This window comes from Myxococcus hansupus, from assembly GCF_000280925.3.
In the GTDB taxonomy this organism is placed as follows: domain Bacteria; phylum Myxococcota; class Myxococcia; order Myxococcales; family Myxococcaceae; genus Myxococcus; species Myxococcus hansupus.
In genome coordinates this window covers 4448022-4462203 of sequence record NZ_CP012109.1, presented here as the reverse complement: position 1 = coordinate 4462203, position 14182 = coordinate 4448022, and the positions used below count along the sequence as shown (strand labels likewise).

Annotated in this window: 16 protein-coding genes; all 16 read right to left on the bottom strand. The window is 68.3% G+C overall.

The window, feature by feature from the left end:
* Nucleotide 1: 1 nt before the first annotated feature.
* The 16 genes from A176_RS16915 to A176_RS16840 all read right to left on the bottom strand — a co-directional run bounded on the left by A176_RS16915 (nucleotide 2) and on the right by A176_RS16840 (nucleotide 13916).
* Nucleotides 2–211 carry a hypothetical protein gene (locus tag A176_RS16915; protein ID WP_002639390.1) on the bottom strand — a complete coding sequence of 70 codons (210 nt, stop codon included), beginning with the start codon at nucleotides 209–211 and terminating at the stop codon, nucleotides 2–4.
* Entirely contained in the window at nucleotides 208–1560 is a 1353-nt protein-coding gene (locus tag A176_RS16910; RefSeq protein WP_002639389.1) for a tail fiber domain-containing protein, read from the bottom strand. The genes A176_RS16915 and A176_RS16910 overlap by 4 nt, the downstream gene beginning before the upstream one ends.
* On the bottom strand, nucleotides 1557–2960 hold the full coding sequence (locus tag A176_RS16905; RefSeq protein ID WP_044890452.1) for a hypothetical protein: 1404 nt from the start codon (nucleotides 2958–2960) through the stop codon (nucleotides 1557–1559). The genes A176_RS16910 and A176_RS16905 overlap by 4 nt, the downstream gene beginning before the upstream one ends.
* Entirely contained in the window at nucleotides 2957–4477 is a 1521-nt protein-coding gene (locus tag A176_RS16900; protein WP_002639387.1) for a baseplate J/gp47 family protein, read from the bottom strand. The genes A176_RS16905 and A176_RS16900 overlap by 4 nt, the downstream gene beginning before the upstream one ends.
* On the bottom strand, nucleotides 4474–4956 hold the full coding sequence (locus A176_RS16895) for a hypothetical protein (RefSeq protein WP_044890451.1): 483 nt from the start codon (nucleotides 4954–4956) through the stop codon (nucleotides 4474–4476). Before A176_RS16895 ends, A176_RS16900 begins: the two co-directional genes overlap by 4 nt.
* Nucleotides 4957–4993: 37 nt before the next feature.
* Nucleotides 4994–5407 (bottom strand): DUF2634 domain-containing protein, encoded by a 414-nt coding sequence (locus A176_RS16890; RefSeq protein WP_002639385.1) that lies wholly within the window; start codon nucleotides 5405–5407, stop codon nucleotides 4994–4996.
* Nucleotides 5407–6057 (bottom strand): hypothetical protein, encoded by a 651-nt coding sequence (locus A176_RS16885; RefSeq protein WP_002639384.1) that lies wholly within the window; start codon nucleotides 6055–6057, stop codon nucleotides 5407–5409. The genes A176_RS16890 and A176_RS16885 overlap by 1 nt, the downstream gene beginning before the upstream one ends.
* A gap of 3 nt (nucleotides 6058–6060) precedes the next feature.
* Nucleotides 6061–6696 (bottom strand): phage baseplate assembly protein V, encoded by a 636-nt coding sequence (locus tag A176_RS16880; protein ID WP_002639383.1) that lies wholly within the window; start codon nucleotides 6694–6696, stop codon nucleotides 6061–6063.
* On the bottom strand, nucleotides 6693–7214 hold the full coding sequence (locus A176_RS39075) for a hypothetical protein (RefSeq protein WP_002639382.1): 522 nt from the start codon (nucleotides 7212–7214) through the stop codon (nucleotides 6693–6695). The genes A176_RS16880 and A176_RS39075 overlap by 4 nt, the downstream gene beginning before the upstream one ends.
* A complete protein-coding gene (locus A176_RS16870) occupies nucleotides 7211–8095 on the bottom strand; it encodes a hypothetical protein (protein ID WP_002639381.1) in 885 nt (294 codons plus the stop codon). The genes A176_RS39075 and A176_RS16870 overlap by 4 nt, the downstream gene beginning before the upstream one ends.
* Before the next feature lies 1 nt (nucleotide 8096).
* Nucleotides 8097–9131, bottom strand: a complete 1035-nt coding sequence (locus tag A176_RS16865) for a hypothetical protein (RefSeq protein ID WP_021781398.1) — start codon at nucleotides 9129–9131, stop codon at nucleotides 8097–8099.
* Between the two features lie 4 nt (nucleotides 9132–9135).
* Complete coding sequence (locus A176_RS16860) at nucleotides 9136–9474, bottom strand: hypothetical protein (protein WP_002639379.1); 339 nt, start codon at nucleotides 9472–9474, stop codon at nucleotides 9136–9138.
* A 989-nt stretch (nucleotides 9475–10463) separates the two neighbouring features.
* Nucleotides 10464–11327, bottom strand: a complete 864-nt coding sequence (locus A176_RS16855; protein ID WP_002639378.1) for a hypothetical protein — start codon at nucleotides 11325–11327, stop codon at nucleotides 10464–10466.
* A gap of 3 nt (nucleotides 11328–11330) precedes the next feature.
* Nucleotides 11331–11720, bottom strand: a complete 390-nt coding sequence (locus A176_RS16850; RefSeq protein WP_002639377.1) for a hypothetical protein — start codon at nucleotides 11718–11720, stop codon at nucleotides 11331–11333.
* Between the two features lie 15 nt (nucleotides 11721–11735).
* On the bottom strand, nucleotides 11736–13322 hold the full coding sequence (locus A176_RS16845) for a hypothetical protein (protein ID WP_002639376.1): 1587 nt from the start codon (nucleotides 13320–13322) through the stop codon (nucleotides 11736–11738).
* A 108-nt stretch (nucleotides 13323–13430) separates the two neighbouring features.
* Nucleotides 13431–13916, bottom strand: coding sequence for a hypothetical protein (locus tag A176_RS16840; RefSeq protein ID WP_002639375.1), 486 nt, complete (start codon nucleotides 13914–13916; stop codon nucleotides 13431–13433).
* Nucleotides 13917–14182 lie beyond the last annotated feature (266 nt).

The following is a 14182-nucleotide window of genomic DNA, read 5'->3' as shown; positions in this document are numbered from 1 at the left end:
CTCAGCGTGCCGCCTTCGAGTCGTTCGTCACGGTGTCCGTGGCCAGCCGCTCCGGCGCTAGCATCTCCCGAAGGACCTGCATCGCGCCCTCGATGCGCAGCAGCGTGGTGGTGAGCTGAGAGCGCTTCGCGTCCATCTCCGCGAGCATCTTCTGTCCGGCTTCGTATTCGGCTTGGAGCGCGCCAAGGCGCTGTTCGATTGCGTCTTTCATGGGTGGCTGGCCTTCGAGAGTGTCTGGATGCGTGCTTCGAGTTCCTTCAACGTTGCGTCGTAACGAGCCTTCAGCTCCTGGATCGCCGCGATGGCCAGGACGCCCAGGTTCGAATAGTCGATGCCCTTGATGGTTTTCGGCTCGGGAGCCTGATCGAGTTGCACGGTGCCCACGAGCTCGGGGAAGAGCTTCTCCACGTCCTGGGCGACGAGCCCGATGTCCCGGGTGCCGGTGCCCTTCCAGTCGAAGCTGGAGGGCTTGAGCTGGAGGATCTTGTCCAAAGTCCCCTCGAGCTCGGCGACGTTCTCTTTCAAGGAGGCGTCGGAGTTCCGGTTCCACGAACCGTCATTCCGCATGAAATGGCCCAGGCCGTTCTCATGGTAGAAGACGACCGTCGCGTTGTTGTTCTCGTAATGGATTTGGAAGCACCGGTGCGCCTGAATGTCCTCGAGCCGGATGCCAAGCCCTGGCACGCGCTGCTTGATGTGCAGCGCTGTCTGAGGCACTTCCGTTCCGATACCGACGTTGCCGTTGTAGACGGTGAGCCGCTCGCTGCCCATCTGCCACAGGCCCAGCGTGTCATCCACGTCGTTGTCGATACCAATCCGAAGCTTGGTCGTCTCGCCCCCGGTGACGAAGTAGCGGATGAACGCCTGGTCTCCACTGCCGCCTCCCGGGTCGGTGGGGAACTGGATGCCCGAACTCATCGAGTTTCCCACCGAGGGGATGATGTTGCCCTGGACCGCGAGGTTCTTGAGGGTCACCGTGCCGCCAGTCGGGCTGATGGACAGCGGTATGGACTGCTCGCCGCGCACGTCCGACAGCAGGCGGATCAAGAAACCTCCATGGCCGCACGCCGCCAGGTTCCACCTCCGCTGATTCGCGGCGTTGAACGTGCTGTAGAGGTCGAGCTCCGCCCAGCTTCCCGTGCCGCCCGCCTCGATACGGGCCACGATGTTGCTGGGTGACACGACGTGGAGCGTGGTCTGAGGGTCTGTCGTCCCGATTCCAATGTGGCCCGCCACGGTGATCGGGCCGGAGAGCCGCCCTCCCGTCACGGGGAACTTCTCGTTGTCCAGGCCGGTGATGCGGTCGGCCACGTTGATTCCCTTCACCGTCAACATGCCTGACACATCGACCTGCTTCGCGGTGACGCTGGATGAGGCCGCCAGCTCCTTCACCGTCAGCGTGGTCTCCGGGTCGAGCCCTCCGCCTTTCAGCTTCGTCCCGTCCGTTCCTCCCAGGTGGGTGTGCGTGCGGATGGCCTCGATGAGCCGCACCTGAAGGGTGTTCCAGTGTTCGGAGAGGATGGGGTCTCCGGGATTGGCCTTGATGAAGGGGTCGGTCATTTGTCGAACCTCGAGGTGTTGAAGCGGGTGGTGTCGAAGTAGCCGGACCAGGAGAGGCGATCCTCGGGCTCCGGGAGCTGCTCCTCGAAATCGATGGCGGGCCCGAAGGAGGTCAGCGTGTCGGAGATGGGCGAGTCATTGACGCCGGAGGGCTCCGCGTAGCGGGTGGAGAGGGCCACGTTCGCCGGGCTCTCGCTCACCTCGAACACCTCGCGCGGCATCGTCAGCATGAACTCGATGCGGGCGCGGACGCCGGACGCCCGGCCGTAGTTCAGCGCGGACGTCAGCTCCCGGACCAGGTCGGGCAGGCTCGCGGCCTGGGGAGGGATGTAGTCCACCGGGATGCGGAGTGAGAACGTGGCGGGGGTGACCTCGGTCCAGCGGAATTGGATGTCGATGGGCGGCGATTGCCTGGGCTCGAGCGCCAGCTCCAGGGCCTTGAGCCTGTCCTCTTCCAACTCGGGGTTGCGCCCGCTGGGCAGGTAGTTCTCCAGGTCCTGCTTGCTCAGCGTGCCGTGGCTCCAGTGATTCTCCCCGGGGGCCAGCTCGGGCAGACCCTGGTCCCGGTCGAACACGGAGAAGCGCGCCGCGTCCGTGTCGAAGCGAAGCGGCTGAGGGTTGTCGTCGAAGCGCGCGGGATGCGCGAGGAGCACCGGCTCGGGCGCCGGGTTGCCATCAATCAACGGGACGCGTTGGTGGCGCAGCGTGAGCGTCTTTCCTCGGGGCACGCTGCCCAGGAACAGCACGTCCAATCCGGAGTCATGGTGGTGAAGGATGGGAACGCGAATGTCCGCGTCCGCGGGCGCGGTCAGCGTGACCTCGGGGAAGGCGGGGTCCAGGCCCTGGTTGAGGGTGAGGAGTCGCTGGTCCGCGGGGATGCGCTGGAAGCGCGCCATCGCGGGCGTCGAGGGGTTGTCGTGGAGCTCGACGGTGATGCTGCGCCTTCCCGGAACGCCTGTCGCATCCGGTGGCTCCGGCACGATGAAACGGCCGACGGCCGTGTCTCCATCCCACGAGAGCTCCGGGGGTTGTTCGGCCCGGTAGACCAAGGAGACCAGCCGAAGCAGGGCAGGGGCGCTGCCCAGTCCCGTGCGGTGTAGCTCCACCAGGGAGGCGAGCCGCCGCCGGAAGTAGGCGTCTGCTTCGTCCGGACCGGGCTGAAGCCCGAAGAGCGCGCCCATCCGGCCCAGCTCGGAGCCCGCCTTCGTGGCGAGCGAGGCGTCCGCCTGGAAGCCCTTGGCGAGCGAGTACCAGCGCGAGCGCATGAGGCGCGTGAGGCCGCCCTCCATCACGCCCAGCTCCTGGGCGATGGCGTCGAAGAGACGGTGGATCCGCCCTCCGCTTTGGAGCAGCGGGGGCAGATACCCCACCATGCGGCGCGCGCGTTGGGACGGGTTCATCCGAGCCACACCAGTTCCACGCCGCCGAGCGCGAGCTGAACGCCCAGGTTCATGGCACGGTGAGCCTCGGGGCCGGTCTTCTCGAGCGTGAGGGAGAGCCCCTTGTCCGTGGTCAGGGTCGCGAACAGCAGCTCCTCCGCGCCGGCCTCCTTGCCCAGCGCGGCGCGAAGTGAATCCCACGACACCACCGACTGGGGCTGCTTTGTTGCCTGGGCATCCGTGATGATGCGCGACGAGTACGCCTCCACCGCGCCGCGGAGCGACTGGCGCACCTGCTCGGGCGTGCGCCGGTCCGAGCCAGGGAGCGACACCACCAGGTCCAACCGGTAGACGAGCGGCCTCGCGCGAGAGATGTCCGGCGGTGCCTTCACCAGGTCGATGGCGGGCTTCTCGTTGGGCTGGAACTTCCAATCCAGTCCCAGCTCGCGGCGCGGTCCGTCCACGAGCGCCTTGCGCTGGGCGTCCCACACATAGGTGCGCACGGTGATGTCGCTGACATGGCGCACGGCCGGATGGGCGAAGAGGACGGCCTCCAGCCTGCGCCGGCTCAAGAGCTCCCCCGCTGGCACCCCTTCGACGAAACGGGCCAGGGCCTGCCACAGCTCACGGCGGAGGCGGTCGAACGCGGCCTCGTCCAGGTCCGGGTCCACGGGTTCCACCTGGAAGACGGGTCGCAGGTAGATGGTGCGTGAATAGCCGAGTCGGACGCGGATGCCGGCGGCCTTGGTGTCGCGGATGGCCCGCTCCACCCGTTGCACGCCGTCCGGCTGGTGTTCGAAGTCGGGGTCGCCGACCAGCACCTCGATGATGCCCGGAGGCGCGTCCGGGGGTTCTCGCACGGTGACCTGCTGGACGCCCTGCTGGCGCACGGCGGCGGCGATGGCTTCGAGCGTGCCCATCTCCCCGTCCCGGAGCGAGGCGCGCGCGCGGGCTCGCAGGTTCGCGTCGGTCTCCTCCTGACTGGTGCGGCGGATGGGCGCGCGGTTGGTGACAGCCTCGATTCCCAGCACGGGGCGGGGCATCACGTTGAGCTTGCCGGGGTCGATGGTCGGGGGCGCGTTCCGGGAGGCGTCCGAGTCGTCCTGCACTTCCCGCACAGGGGCGACGACGCGGGTTTCTCCTCGGCGGAGCACCACATCCTCCAATGTCTCGAAGGCGGGGAGGGGGGCGTTCTCCGACAGCATGCCGGTCACCCGTCGGCCGGAGGGGATGCCGATGTCCTCCGGCGCGGGTGAGCTGCGGCTGAACTCCACGTCGCCGGTGAGCCGCCCCGCGCGGGCGCGCGCGATGCTCAGCACGGCCACGACGTTGTCGAGCGCGGCGCCCTCGGCCGTGTCGACGTAGCCGGAGCGATGCGCCAGTTCGAGCATGGCGTAGAAGGTGGCCATCTCCCGGCCGTAGGACTCCGCCAGCGTGCGGGCCATGCTGCCCGCGTTCTTGTCGATGTCCGGCCCCAGGTTCTCGAGCAGCCGGTCGACGATGGCGCTGAACGACGTGTCGAGCGAGGTGAGACTCAAAAGGCAATCTCCCAGCTCAGCGTCATGACCATGTTCGCCCCCCGGTTCACCGGCGGGAACTGCACGCGGTTGAAGAGGATCTTCTCATTCCCCACGGTGATCTGGATGCCCGCCTCGGTCAGCGGCTGCACCGTGCCCGCGGCGGGCGCGGGGAGCGTGGCGGACACCGTGCCCTGGACCACCGTGGTGTTGCCACGCGACACGACCGCCACGTCCGGGGAGCGGTCCAACGCCTCATCGGGGATGGGCGCCTTCAAACCGGTATCCGCTACGTTGGCGGGGGCGGTGCCCGTGCCCACCACGATGGCCCAGCTCGTGGGCAGGGCGTTCTTCTTCCCCATCAGCAGCTCCGCCAGCAGCCGCTTGCCGTGGGTGGTGATCAGGTTGTGGTGCCGGTATCGCCCCACGATGGCGCCGCTCGTGTCGCGAAGCTCGATGGTCAGTGTTCCCTTCACACCCGGCTGTTCCCTGAGGTCCATGTGTTCTCCCGAAGTCGTGTCGTGCGGCGACTGCGTCTCATCCGAGGTCGAGCGCCAGCCCGAGTTCCACTGCGTCCCCCGTGACGGCGAGGACGTGCGCCCGTACGTCCACCGCGCCCGGAAGGTCGGGCCGCGCGGTCACCGAAAGGTGCGTCACGTCCTCGACGCGGGGGTCTTCCTTGAGGGCCTGGCGCACGTACCGGCGCAGCAGCTCCAGGTTCGGCCGGTCCAGGGGCTCGCCGATGAGCTCCGCCACCTTGCTGCCGTAGCGGGTATGGCCCAGCGGCTCCAGGTGTCCCCGGTAGATCATCAGCCGCAGCGTGAGGGCCTGGATGAGGTTGTCCTTGCCGTCCACCGTCCTGGCGCCGCCTCCGTCGTTGGACCAGTCGAGGTCCACCTCGCCGGTGTCCTTGAAGGCGAGCCGGAGGTCCGTCTTCAGCGTGTCGGTCATCAGGTCAACCTCCCCGGCCCCGCGGTGGCCCCGGGCGAGGACGGAATGCCGGGGGTGACCATGAGCCGCGACATCATCTGCGTGAGCGCGTTGGACAGGGTCTGCGCCAGGGCGCCGGCCAGGTCCGGAATGTTCTCTCCGCGCAAGCCCTCCGCTTGGAGGAAGCCCAGGATGAGGGGCTCGAGCATGGGCTTGGCGGGCGCTGCTCCCACGAGCGAACCCGGGGCGGACGTCGTGAAGCCCGAGATGGCCATCCCCGGCGCGACCTTCACCTGTAGGGTGAAGAGGGTGAGGGCCTGCTCGATGGACTTCGCGAGGGCCTTCGCCAACGCGGGCTTCTGCTCGCCGTTGAGCGCGTTGGAGGACAGGGCCGCCAGCGCCAGGGGTTCGATTTGCGCGGCGCCGGGTCCTCCAGCCGGAGGCGGCAGCAGCATGCCGGGGCCCACCGTGCTCCCCGCACCGGGGGGCGGTGACGCGGCGGCTGGGATTCCAGGGGCCACCATGGCCATGTTGACGAAGAGGGTGAAGGCTTGCCCGCAGACCTGCCCCACGGCCTTGGCGAGGTCGGGCGCGTTCTCGCCGCGCAGGCCCGCTGACTGGAGGGCGCTGCTGGCGAGGTTCTCGATTTCGGACGCGCTGAGGGCTGGCATGGGTCAACCCTTGGCCTTCACCGTCTTCGAGCCCTTGAGCGGGGCTCCGGTGAAGTAGCACTTGTGGCTTCCCTCGGTGATGACGCCGGTTCCGCCCGTGCCCAGGTGGATGTCGCCGGACGCGTCCACCGTGCAGTCCGTGCACTGGAGCTTCACGTTGCCGTCGACCTGGATGCTCAGGTCCTGCTTGCCCACGATGGAGATGGTGTCGTCCTGCTTCACCGTCACCACCGTCTCCCCCGCGGTGATGACCACCGACTGGTCCTTGTCGATGGCGATGGAGGTCTTTCCACCGGGCGGTGAGGCGACGCGCCACTCGTCCTCGGCGTGCTCGGGCGGCTGGGTCTCATCGGAATAGAGCCGGCCCACCACGAGGGGGCGCTGGGGATCCCCACCGACGTAGGAGATGAGCACCAGGTCACCTACGCGTGGGGCGCTCACCATGCCCACATGCGGGGTCGTGATGGGCACGCGGCGCAGCTCCAGGCCTCCTTCGCGCAGCTTCACGTTGCACTCGTGGTTGTGCACGTCGCCTTCGGCATGAGGGAAGGCGGCCGTCACCACGCCGATGTCGCCCAGACGCAGCGAGGCAAGCTCGGCGCGGATGATGGCGCGCATCAAGGTCACCAGGTCGCTCATGGGGTCACTCTCTTCATGGTTTGGGTGGACGCGGGCTTCGCCTTGAGCCGTTCCTCGTAGGCTTTCAGCGTGGCCGCGAAGTCCATGACCGACTGCCGCAACCGGGCCAGCGCGGCGGGGTCCAGCAGCCCCTTCAAGATGGCCTCGGCGCCCTTTCGGACCCGGTTCAAGACGTCGAACAGGGCGCGGGCCGCCGTGGTCAGCGGCACGAGCGCATCCAGGCCGGCCTCCCGCAGGTCCTGCTCCCGCGACGTGGTGATGCCCTTGACCTGCTCCAGCGTGGGAGCCAGCGCCTCCAGCATCGTCGGGATGGCCGCCACCTTCTCCAGCTTGGAGATCCAATCGACCAGGTGTTCCAGCACCGTGCCAATCGCGCGCAGGGCCTGGCTCACGGGGCCGCCGATGCCGAGCTGCTGGACCAAATCCACCAGGGCCTCGAAGGTCTGGGTCTGGAACAGCTCATCCAGCGCTTGGATGAGCCGGGAGATGCCTTCGACGACGTCGGCCGTGCTGCTCATCCGTCCACCTCCAGGTTCTGGAAGGGGGCGAGCGGATCCAAATCTTGAATCTGCATGCCCAGGGCCTGGGCCTCGTTCGCGACGCGCCGCAGCTTCGCGAGGAAGTCGCTCGCGCCGGCGACGCCCTTCACGAGGCTGAGCGCCGCGCCCAGGTCGACGCCGGTCAGCGCCTCCAGCACGTTGATGCCTTCGGTGGCGAGCTTCTCGATGAACGCCCCCAGGTTGCCTCCGTTCTGCAGGGTCTTGATCAGGTCACCAATGACTTGCGGGTTCACCTGGCCCAGCGTGCTCAGCAGCGAGCCGAAGTTCTTGCCGCTCAGCTTCTCCTGGCCCTGGGTGATGACGGAGCCCAGCTCGTCCGCGCTCAGGTGCCCGAGCAGCTCGGGGTTCTTGTCAACGGCGGCCATCAGGGAGTCGGGGGCCTGCAACACGGCGGCGGCGTCCATCGCGCTCCCAGCCCACGCGTCGGCGTCGTCGGCCACCGCCGCGTTCACGGCGGCGACGCCCGCGTCGGCGGGCTCGGGTGGCTCCTGGTGTTCACGGACCTTGAGGTGGAAGCTGAACCGGTTCTGGTGTCCGGCGAGCTGCTTCACCTGGAAGTCGGCGATGATGACCTCGGTGAGGTCCGCTCCGGCGACCGCGTCCGCGGCGAACGACAACGGCCGCGCCTTCATCTGCGCCTGACGCAACTCCTCGAGGCTGGCCTGCGTGTCCTCGCCCAGCAGGATGCCTTCCATCACCACGGTGACGGGTTCGCGGCCCAGGTCCTGGAAGACGCTGCCCGCCTGACCTGGGACGCGCTGCTGCACGAGGTTGCGGGCGTCCTCCGTGTAGATGTTCGTCAGGCCAATGAGTTCGATCTTGCCAATGCGTACGGGCATCTCAGAACTCCATCCGGGTGACGAAGCCGGTCTTCATGTTCAGCGTGTGGCGCACCGTGCGCACGCGCAGCACCTTGCCGGAGGCCAGCGCGTTCACCGGGTGCGTCGTGGGAATGGCGTCGAGCTTCACCCGGTCACCGGGCTTCACCTTGGGGCTGCCCAACACCTCGACGAAGCCGCGCAGGGGACGGGAGGCCAGCAGCGCCATCCTCGCCCGGGCCTGGGTGGCAGCGTCCTCGCCTGTCCGCATCGCGCCGTCGCGCACCTCCCGCATGAGCTTGCCCTCGCTGGCGGGCTTCACGGTGAACGCCTCATCCATGGACGCCTTGCCGCTCACGGACGCCAGGTCCTTGATGAGCCAGTGCGTCTTCTCTGTGCCCTGGGTGCTCGCCGCGCCTTCGCCCCAGACCTGGATGCCGTCGACGGCCGTCGCCACCTGTTGGAGCCCCGTGCGCAGCACCTGCTCGGCGTAGGTGAAGGCGTGGTCTGCTCCGCCCGGCTTCGGCGCGGCGAAGTGAACCTTGCCGTCGCCATCCGTGTACACGTCGAAGCCGCACTGCTCCGCGAGCTGCTGGACGTGGCGGAGCGCGCGAGGGCCCCGGTGCAGCACATAGCTGGGGAACTTGGGGCCGTCCTCGACGGTTCCGACGGTGGCCCCGGCCTTCTGTATCAGCTCCTTGGCGATGGCTCCGGCCGACATCTGCTCGTAGGCCCCCTCGACATCGAGCCGGGCGAGCTTCGTCAGGCCGTCGACGCCGACGACGAAGGCCGTGTCCGCGGCGGCCTTGTTCTCCTGCACCTCTCCGGTGAAGACGGTGGCGCCGCCGTTGCCGTCGTCCAGGGTGATGGTCGTCGCGTCTCCGGGCCGCGGCTGGGGCGGTGAGGCGCCCGTGGCGATCAGCTCCAGATAGCAGTGGCCTCCGGAGCCATCCATGGTCAGCGTGCAGGAGATGGAGCGCACCTGTCCGTTCCCCCGCTGGGGATGGCTGGAGGCCTGGAAGGCGCCGATCTTCACGTCGTAGGCAATTCCGGCCATCGCCTCACACCTCGAGCCCGTGGCGGCGGGCGGTGTCGCGGAGGAGGTCGATGAGCGCTTCCTCCAGCGCGTGCCGGTCGAGACCGGTGGACACGCTGGTGGGCTCCAGGTGGACGTTGACGTTGAACGTGTTGCGCACGCCCTCGTTGGGGGGGCGCCCCGCGTTCGGAGCCACGGGGGCCTGGGTGAGCTCGTGGGCATGTGTCAGGACCGGCGCCAGGCCCGCTGAGACCTGCTCGGTGAGGGCGGACGTGACGGAGCCATCCTGGGTCCTGGGGGTCCTCGGAAGCGCCGAGGATTCGGTGGCCGGGAGGAACGTGAGCCGGCGTGGGGGGCTCGACACTTCCTGAGTCCGTGGGCCGGAATCGGTGCGCTCCTTGGGGGCGTCCGTGAGCGTGGCGCCGGGAGTCGGTGCGTGGCCGGGGAGGAACCGGACGAGGCGATGGCCTCGCGCGGGAGTGCTGTTGGACGTGGCGGGGCTCACGGCAGGCGCTGCGCTGACGGAGCTGGAGTCACCGCGCGTGGGTGCTGGCTGCGCTGCCGTAGGTCGGCCGGAGAGTCGTGCCTCCGCGACGTCCACTGCGTCCGCGATGATAGGGGCCGTCAGGTGAGGGGAGGCTGCCTCGGCGGCGCTGGGCACGGCTCCCTTCATCGAGGGCTCTACCCGTGCGTCGAGCAGGGGCGTTTCGTTCGAGGCGTCGCTCCGTGGCTCCCTCCAGGCGACTCCCGCGGTGGCGCCGTGTGACGCCCAAGGCGCTTCGACGTTCATGGACGGACGCGCGACAGGTGCGCCGGGGCTCCGTGGCTTCGGTGGGTCTCCTTCGTTCAGGAGCGAGGACGTGGGGCGCGAGTCCGCGAACGGCGCCGCCTCCCCGTTTCCATTCGTCGCACGGGTTGACGCCGCGGGCTGGAGGCCGGTGCTCAGCGCCTCCCTTCCGATTCCGTCGTCGTTCCGTGCCGAGCCTTCGCTCGGGAGCGGATGTTGCGCCGCCGAAGTCTCCGCGCGGGCGCCCAGGTGCGAGATGAGTCGGACCAGCCGCCTGTCGCGTGGACGCGCTCCACCCACCGCGGAAGGTGTCGCGCTCGCGCCGTCGATCCGCCTTGGAACGTTGGGGTCGTTGGCGGGGGCCGCCACACGACGGTCCGCGGCCTGTTCCGGTGCTGGCGAACTGTCGCTGGGGGCCATGGCCTCCAAGGGCTGCCCGGCGGTGACTTCGTGAGGGGGCCCCGGCAACCGGATACCCAACTGCTGCGCGGCGGACTCCATGGCCCGGAATGCCGGCCGAGCGAGGAGTGACACGAGCTCCTGGGTCGTGATGGCGGTGCGCACGGTCAGTCCTCCACCTGGATGACCACCGCGTCTGGGTGATCCGCGAGGCTCGGCGCTCGCTGCGCGGGCCGCTGCGCCGGGGCCGAGGGCTCTGTCATCTCCAGCAGCGTCAGCAGCCGGTCGATCTCCGCCGCTGGCGTCTCCCAGACCTGGGACGGCGTCCAGCCAAGGCTCTTGCACAGCCGCAACGTCACCCGCGCGAAGGCCTGGCTGTCCGCGTCCGCGGCCTTCAGCCTCACATCCTCATCCCGCCCTCCAGTGTCATTGAGGAAGAGGGCCCCCTCGAGGAGTGCCGATGTCGTCGCTCCGTCGAGCATCGACAACGCCATGCCGGCGGGCTCGAGCGAGACAAGGGAGGTCTGGAGCATCCTGCGCAGGTACCGCTCCAGGTTGAACGCCTTGCCACCTCCCTCACTGGGATGGGTGCTTTCGCTCAGGGCCTGGGAACGCTCGGCGAAGGTCCAGGGCCGCAGCCGGGCGCGCACGGAACCCGCCCGCAGCCACCCGTCCTCCTGCACGCCCGCGCTGGTTTCGTACCCGCCTACGGCGGCCCACCAGAGCGCGACGGGCGCCAGCTCCGTCTGGTAGGCCGCTGGGACCTCCAGGCCACACAACACCTCACGCGCGAAGCCTTCCGCGTTGAAGTGAAGCCCTTGTGCATTGACGCTGGCATGGCGGTCGAGTGCCGCCAGGTGCGCGTCAAAGCTCCAGCGGCCGAGCCGCACGCGCTCGCCCGTGGAGGTGTCCACCTCCAGCGTCTCGCCTGGGGCGCCCACGCACACGACGAAGCACCGGCCGTCCACCTCGATGGAGGTGGGGACGGCAGGGAAGGGCTCCGAGGCCATGGGCGTGGGCTTCTCCAACACGCGCTACTCCTCGCGAATCCGGGTGGCGGTGAAGGCGTAGGTCGTGGCCGCGCTGCCGTGCGCGTCGACCTGGAAGGCCTTGCCTTCCACGTAGCAGTCGTCGAAGGACAGCGTGCGCAGGTCGTCGGTGCCCTCGGTGCGCTTCAGACTGGCCACGAGCTGGAACTTCGCGCGTTCCTGCAGGAGCGTATCGAGCCCGAAGTGGGCCGAGCGGATGACGAGCTCCCCCTTCACGGTGCGCAGGCCGAAGATGACGTCCACGCGCTCGTTGGAGCCGATGGCGCGGATGTCCTCACGCTCGGTGACGACGCGGAAGACAAGGGATTGGAGTCCTTCGACGGGAGTGCCGTCGACCAGGACGCTGCTACGGTTGGCGGAGAAGACCGTGGGCATCAGCGTGTTTCCTCATCAAACCTGGACCGTGATGGTCGCGTAGATGTAGTCAATGGCGCGCACCGGCCTGACGGCCATGTTCACGCGGACGATGCCTTGGGCGAAGTCGGTCTGGGAGGAGTAGACCTCCACCTTGAAGGCGGGATCCTTGCCGTCCGTGGAGGGGACCAGCGCTCCGTCCTTCTCCATCTGCACCAGGGACTCCACCAGCTTCTGCTTGAGCGCGGTGCGTCCATCCGCGTTGTTCAGCAGACCGATGAAGAGGTCGCCGACCATCTTCAGCATGCGCACGGCCCGGTCCGCCACGCGGCGGACGTTGATCTGATCGCCATCCGTGGTGAGCCCTCTCAACACGATGGTGCCGCGCCCTCGCTCCAGCACCACCGGCACCACGTTGCCCCGCAGGAGCGACTTCTGCTCCTCCGTGGACAGCGCGGGCAGGTCGGCCAGCCCCGAGAGCCGCTTGAAGGTGGGGGATTGGAAGTACGGCAAGCTGCCCACCATGCCCGTCACCGCGCCGACCACGCCGTTGGGCGCCACCAGCACGAACCGGTCACTGACCAGGGTGCTCGCGAGCTGCGCATGCGTGTCCATGCCGCCGGTCCGGGGCACCTGGCCGAAGCCGATGCGTCCCCGGCACTCGTCGCTCAGCGTGTTGCAGTGGCTGATGACGGCGCCGTAGATGCGGGCCACCCGGGCCAGGTCGGAGTAGTCCTGCACGGCGGCGAGGACCATGTCCACGTCCGCTTCGTCACGCAGCCGGTCCAGCGCGGCGGCGTAATCGGCGGCGCTCGCGTCCTGGCCACCCGCCAGCGTGTACTCAGCCGCCTTCGGCCACCCCAGCGCCTTCGTCTCGTCCAGCTTCACGAAGGCCGAGCTCCGCATCGTCGCGGCGAACGTCGTGAGTGACTGGCCACGGTACATCTCCAGCAGCTCCTCTTGGCCCGCGGTCCGGCGCAGCACCTTCAGGTCAAAGGCGACGGATGGATCCAGCGTCTCGCGGTACGTGACCTGGACGACGAGCCCGTTGGCCCAGACGCCCGGCGCGCGCGCGAGGAGTGAGATGCCGGCATTGTCATTCGAGATGTCCGAGCCCGCCTTCTGGGCGGCGGTGGCGTCATCCAGGTGCGCCTTGGCCTCCACGCTGCGGGCCTCCGCCGCCTTGAGCGCGTCGGGGCCGGTCTCCGGACTCTTCTTGAGGGCGTCCCATTGCCGCTTGGCCTCGTCCGCCGCGGCAGAGGCGTCGCGGACCGCCTTGTCGAGCAGGGCCCGGAAGGCCTTGGCCTTGGTCTCGTCACCCGAAAGGGCCGCGCGCGCGGTGGCTCCCGCGCTCTGCGGGAGCGGCGAGATGACGAGCTCGGAGACGCCATTGTCCAATGCCTGTCGCGCCTCGGGCAGGCTGTACGCACTGGCCCGGCCGAGGACCTCCACGTAACGAGGCCAGCTTCCAGCGCGTGTGACCTTGGGCTGGTTCTGCTCTGTCAGCTCGACGCGCTCGGTGAAGCCGACGAGCCCCAGCACTCCGGACGGCGCGAGCTGCTGGGGCAGCACTTCCTTGACCACCGTTACCTGGACACCCGGGATGATGAGGCCACTGGCCATACGTGCTCCGTACCCTCGGTGACGAGGGGGGTGGATACCCTGCTCATGGGGGAAAAGAAGAGCTCCCGCGCGTCATGCGGCGGGAACTCTCGACGGCAATCTGATTGCTCAGGCGGGGAGTGTCAGACCCGACTTCTTCAGGGCGGCGATGGTCTCGGCGGCGAGGGCTTCCACCTTGCCCGCGAGCGCGCCGACGACCTTCATCAACAGGTCGACGATGGCCACGATGTGCTCGACCCCCGCGCTCACGAAGTCGACGATGACATTGAGGAAGCGCTTCGCCGTCTCCGCGAAGCCCTGGGCGCTGGACGGCAGCAGGTCCAACGTGGAGGCCACCACGTCCCGGCCCGCGGTGATGACGTCCTTGATGCCGTTGAGCACCTTCGGGTCGGTCAGTTGCTTCACGATGCCCGCCACCGAGTCGAGCACCTTGCTCAGCGAGGACTGCACGGCGTCCAGGATGACCGTGGGGAGTTGGTTGAGGACGTCCTTGAAGCCCTTGCCCGAGACCGCCGTGTAGAGCTTGTACAGCGCCTGTTCAATCTTGATGGCCGTGTTGTCGACCGTGGAAAGCACCATGGATGCATCCGGCATGCGAACATCCTTTTTGATGAAGGAATGGGAATGACGTCGGACTGCGAGGGAGTCCGTGATGCGTCAGTTCTGTCGGGAACTGCACGCATCGTACGGCCCTGTTTGCGGAGTGTGCAAGGGTTTTCATGTCTCAGATGCGTTCTGTCTTTTGGGGAGAGCGGAGCGCATCGCGACAATTTGCCGCACGGCGACGCAGGGCGGTGCTGAAGCCCTGTTGGGTGACCTGGTGAGATGCCAATGTGTTATCGGAGACGAGATGTAACAGG

Coding starts and splice junctions, on each gene's coding strand:
- A176_RS16915 (WP_002639390.1), bottom strand. CDS start 211: ATGAAAGACGCAATCGAACAGCGCCTTGGCGCGCTCCAAGCCGAATAC.
- A176_RS16910 (WP_002639389.1), bottom strand. CDS start 1,560: ATGACCGACCCCTTCATCAAGGCCAATCCCGGAGACCCCATCCTCTCC.
- A176_RS16905 (WP_044890452.1), bottom strand. CDS start 2,960: ATGAACCCGTCCCAACGCGCGCGCCGCATGGTGGGGTATCTGCCCCCG.
- A176_RS16895 (WP_044890451.1), bottom strand. CDS start 4,956: ATGGACCTCAGGGAACAGCCGGGTGTGAAGGGAACACTGACCATCGAG.
- A176_RS16890 (WP_002639385.1), bottom strand. CDS start 5,407: ATGACCGACACGCTGAAGACGGACCTCCGGCTCGCCTTCAAGGACACC.
- A176_RS16885 (WP_002639384.1), bottom strand. CDS start 6,057: ATGCCAGCCCTCAGCGCGTCCGAAATCGAGAACCTCGCCAGCAGCGCC.
- A176_RS16880 (WP_002639383.1), bottom strand. CDS start 6,696: ATGAGCGACCTGGTGACCTTGATGCGCGCCATCATCCGCGCCGAGCTT.
- A176_RS39075 (WP_002639382.1), bottom strand. CDS start 7,214: ATGAGCAGCACGGCCGACGTCGTCGAAGGCATCTCCCGGCTCATCCAA.
- A176_RS16870 (WP_002639381.1), bottom strand. CDS start 8,095: ATGCCCGTACGCATTGGCAAGATCGAACTCATTGGCCTGACGAACATC.
- A176_RS16865 (WP_021781398.1), bottom strand. CDS start 9,131: ATGGCCGGAATTGCCTACGACGTGAAGATCGGCGCCTTCCAGGCCTCC.
- A176_RS16850 (WP_002639377.1), bottom strand. CDS start 11,720: ATGCCCACGGTCTTCTCCGCCAACCGTAGCAGCGTCCTGGTCGACGGC.
- A176_RS16845 (WP_002639376.1), bottom strand. CDS start 13,322: ATGGCCAGTGGCCTCATCATCCCGGGTGTCCAGGTAACGGTGGTCAAG.
- A176_RS16840 (WP_002639375.1), bottom strand. CDS start 13,916: ATGCCGGATGCATCCATGGTGCTTTCCACGGTCGACAACACGGCCATC.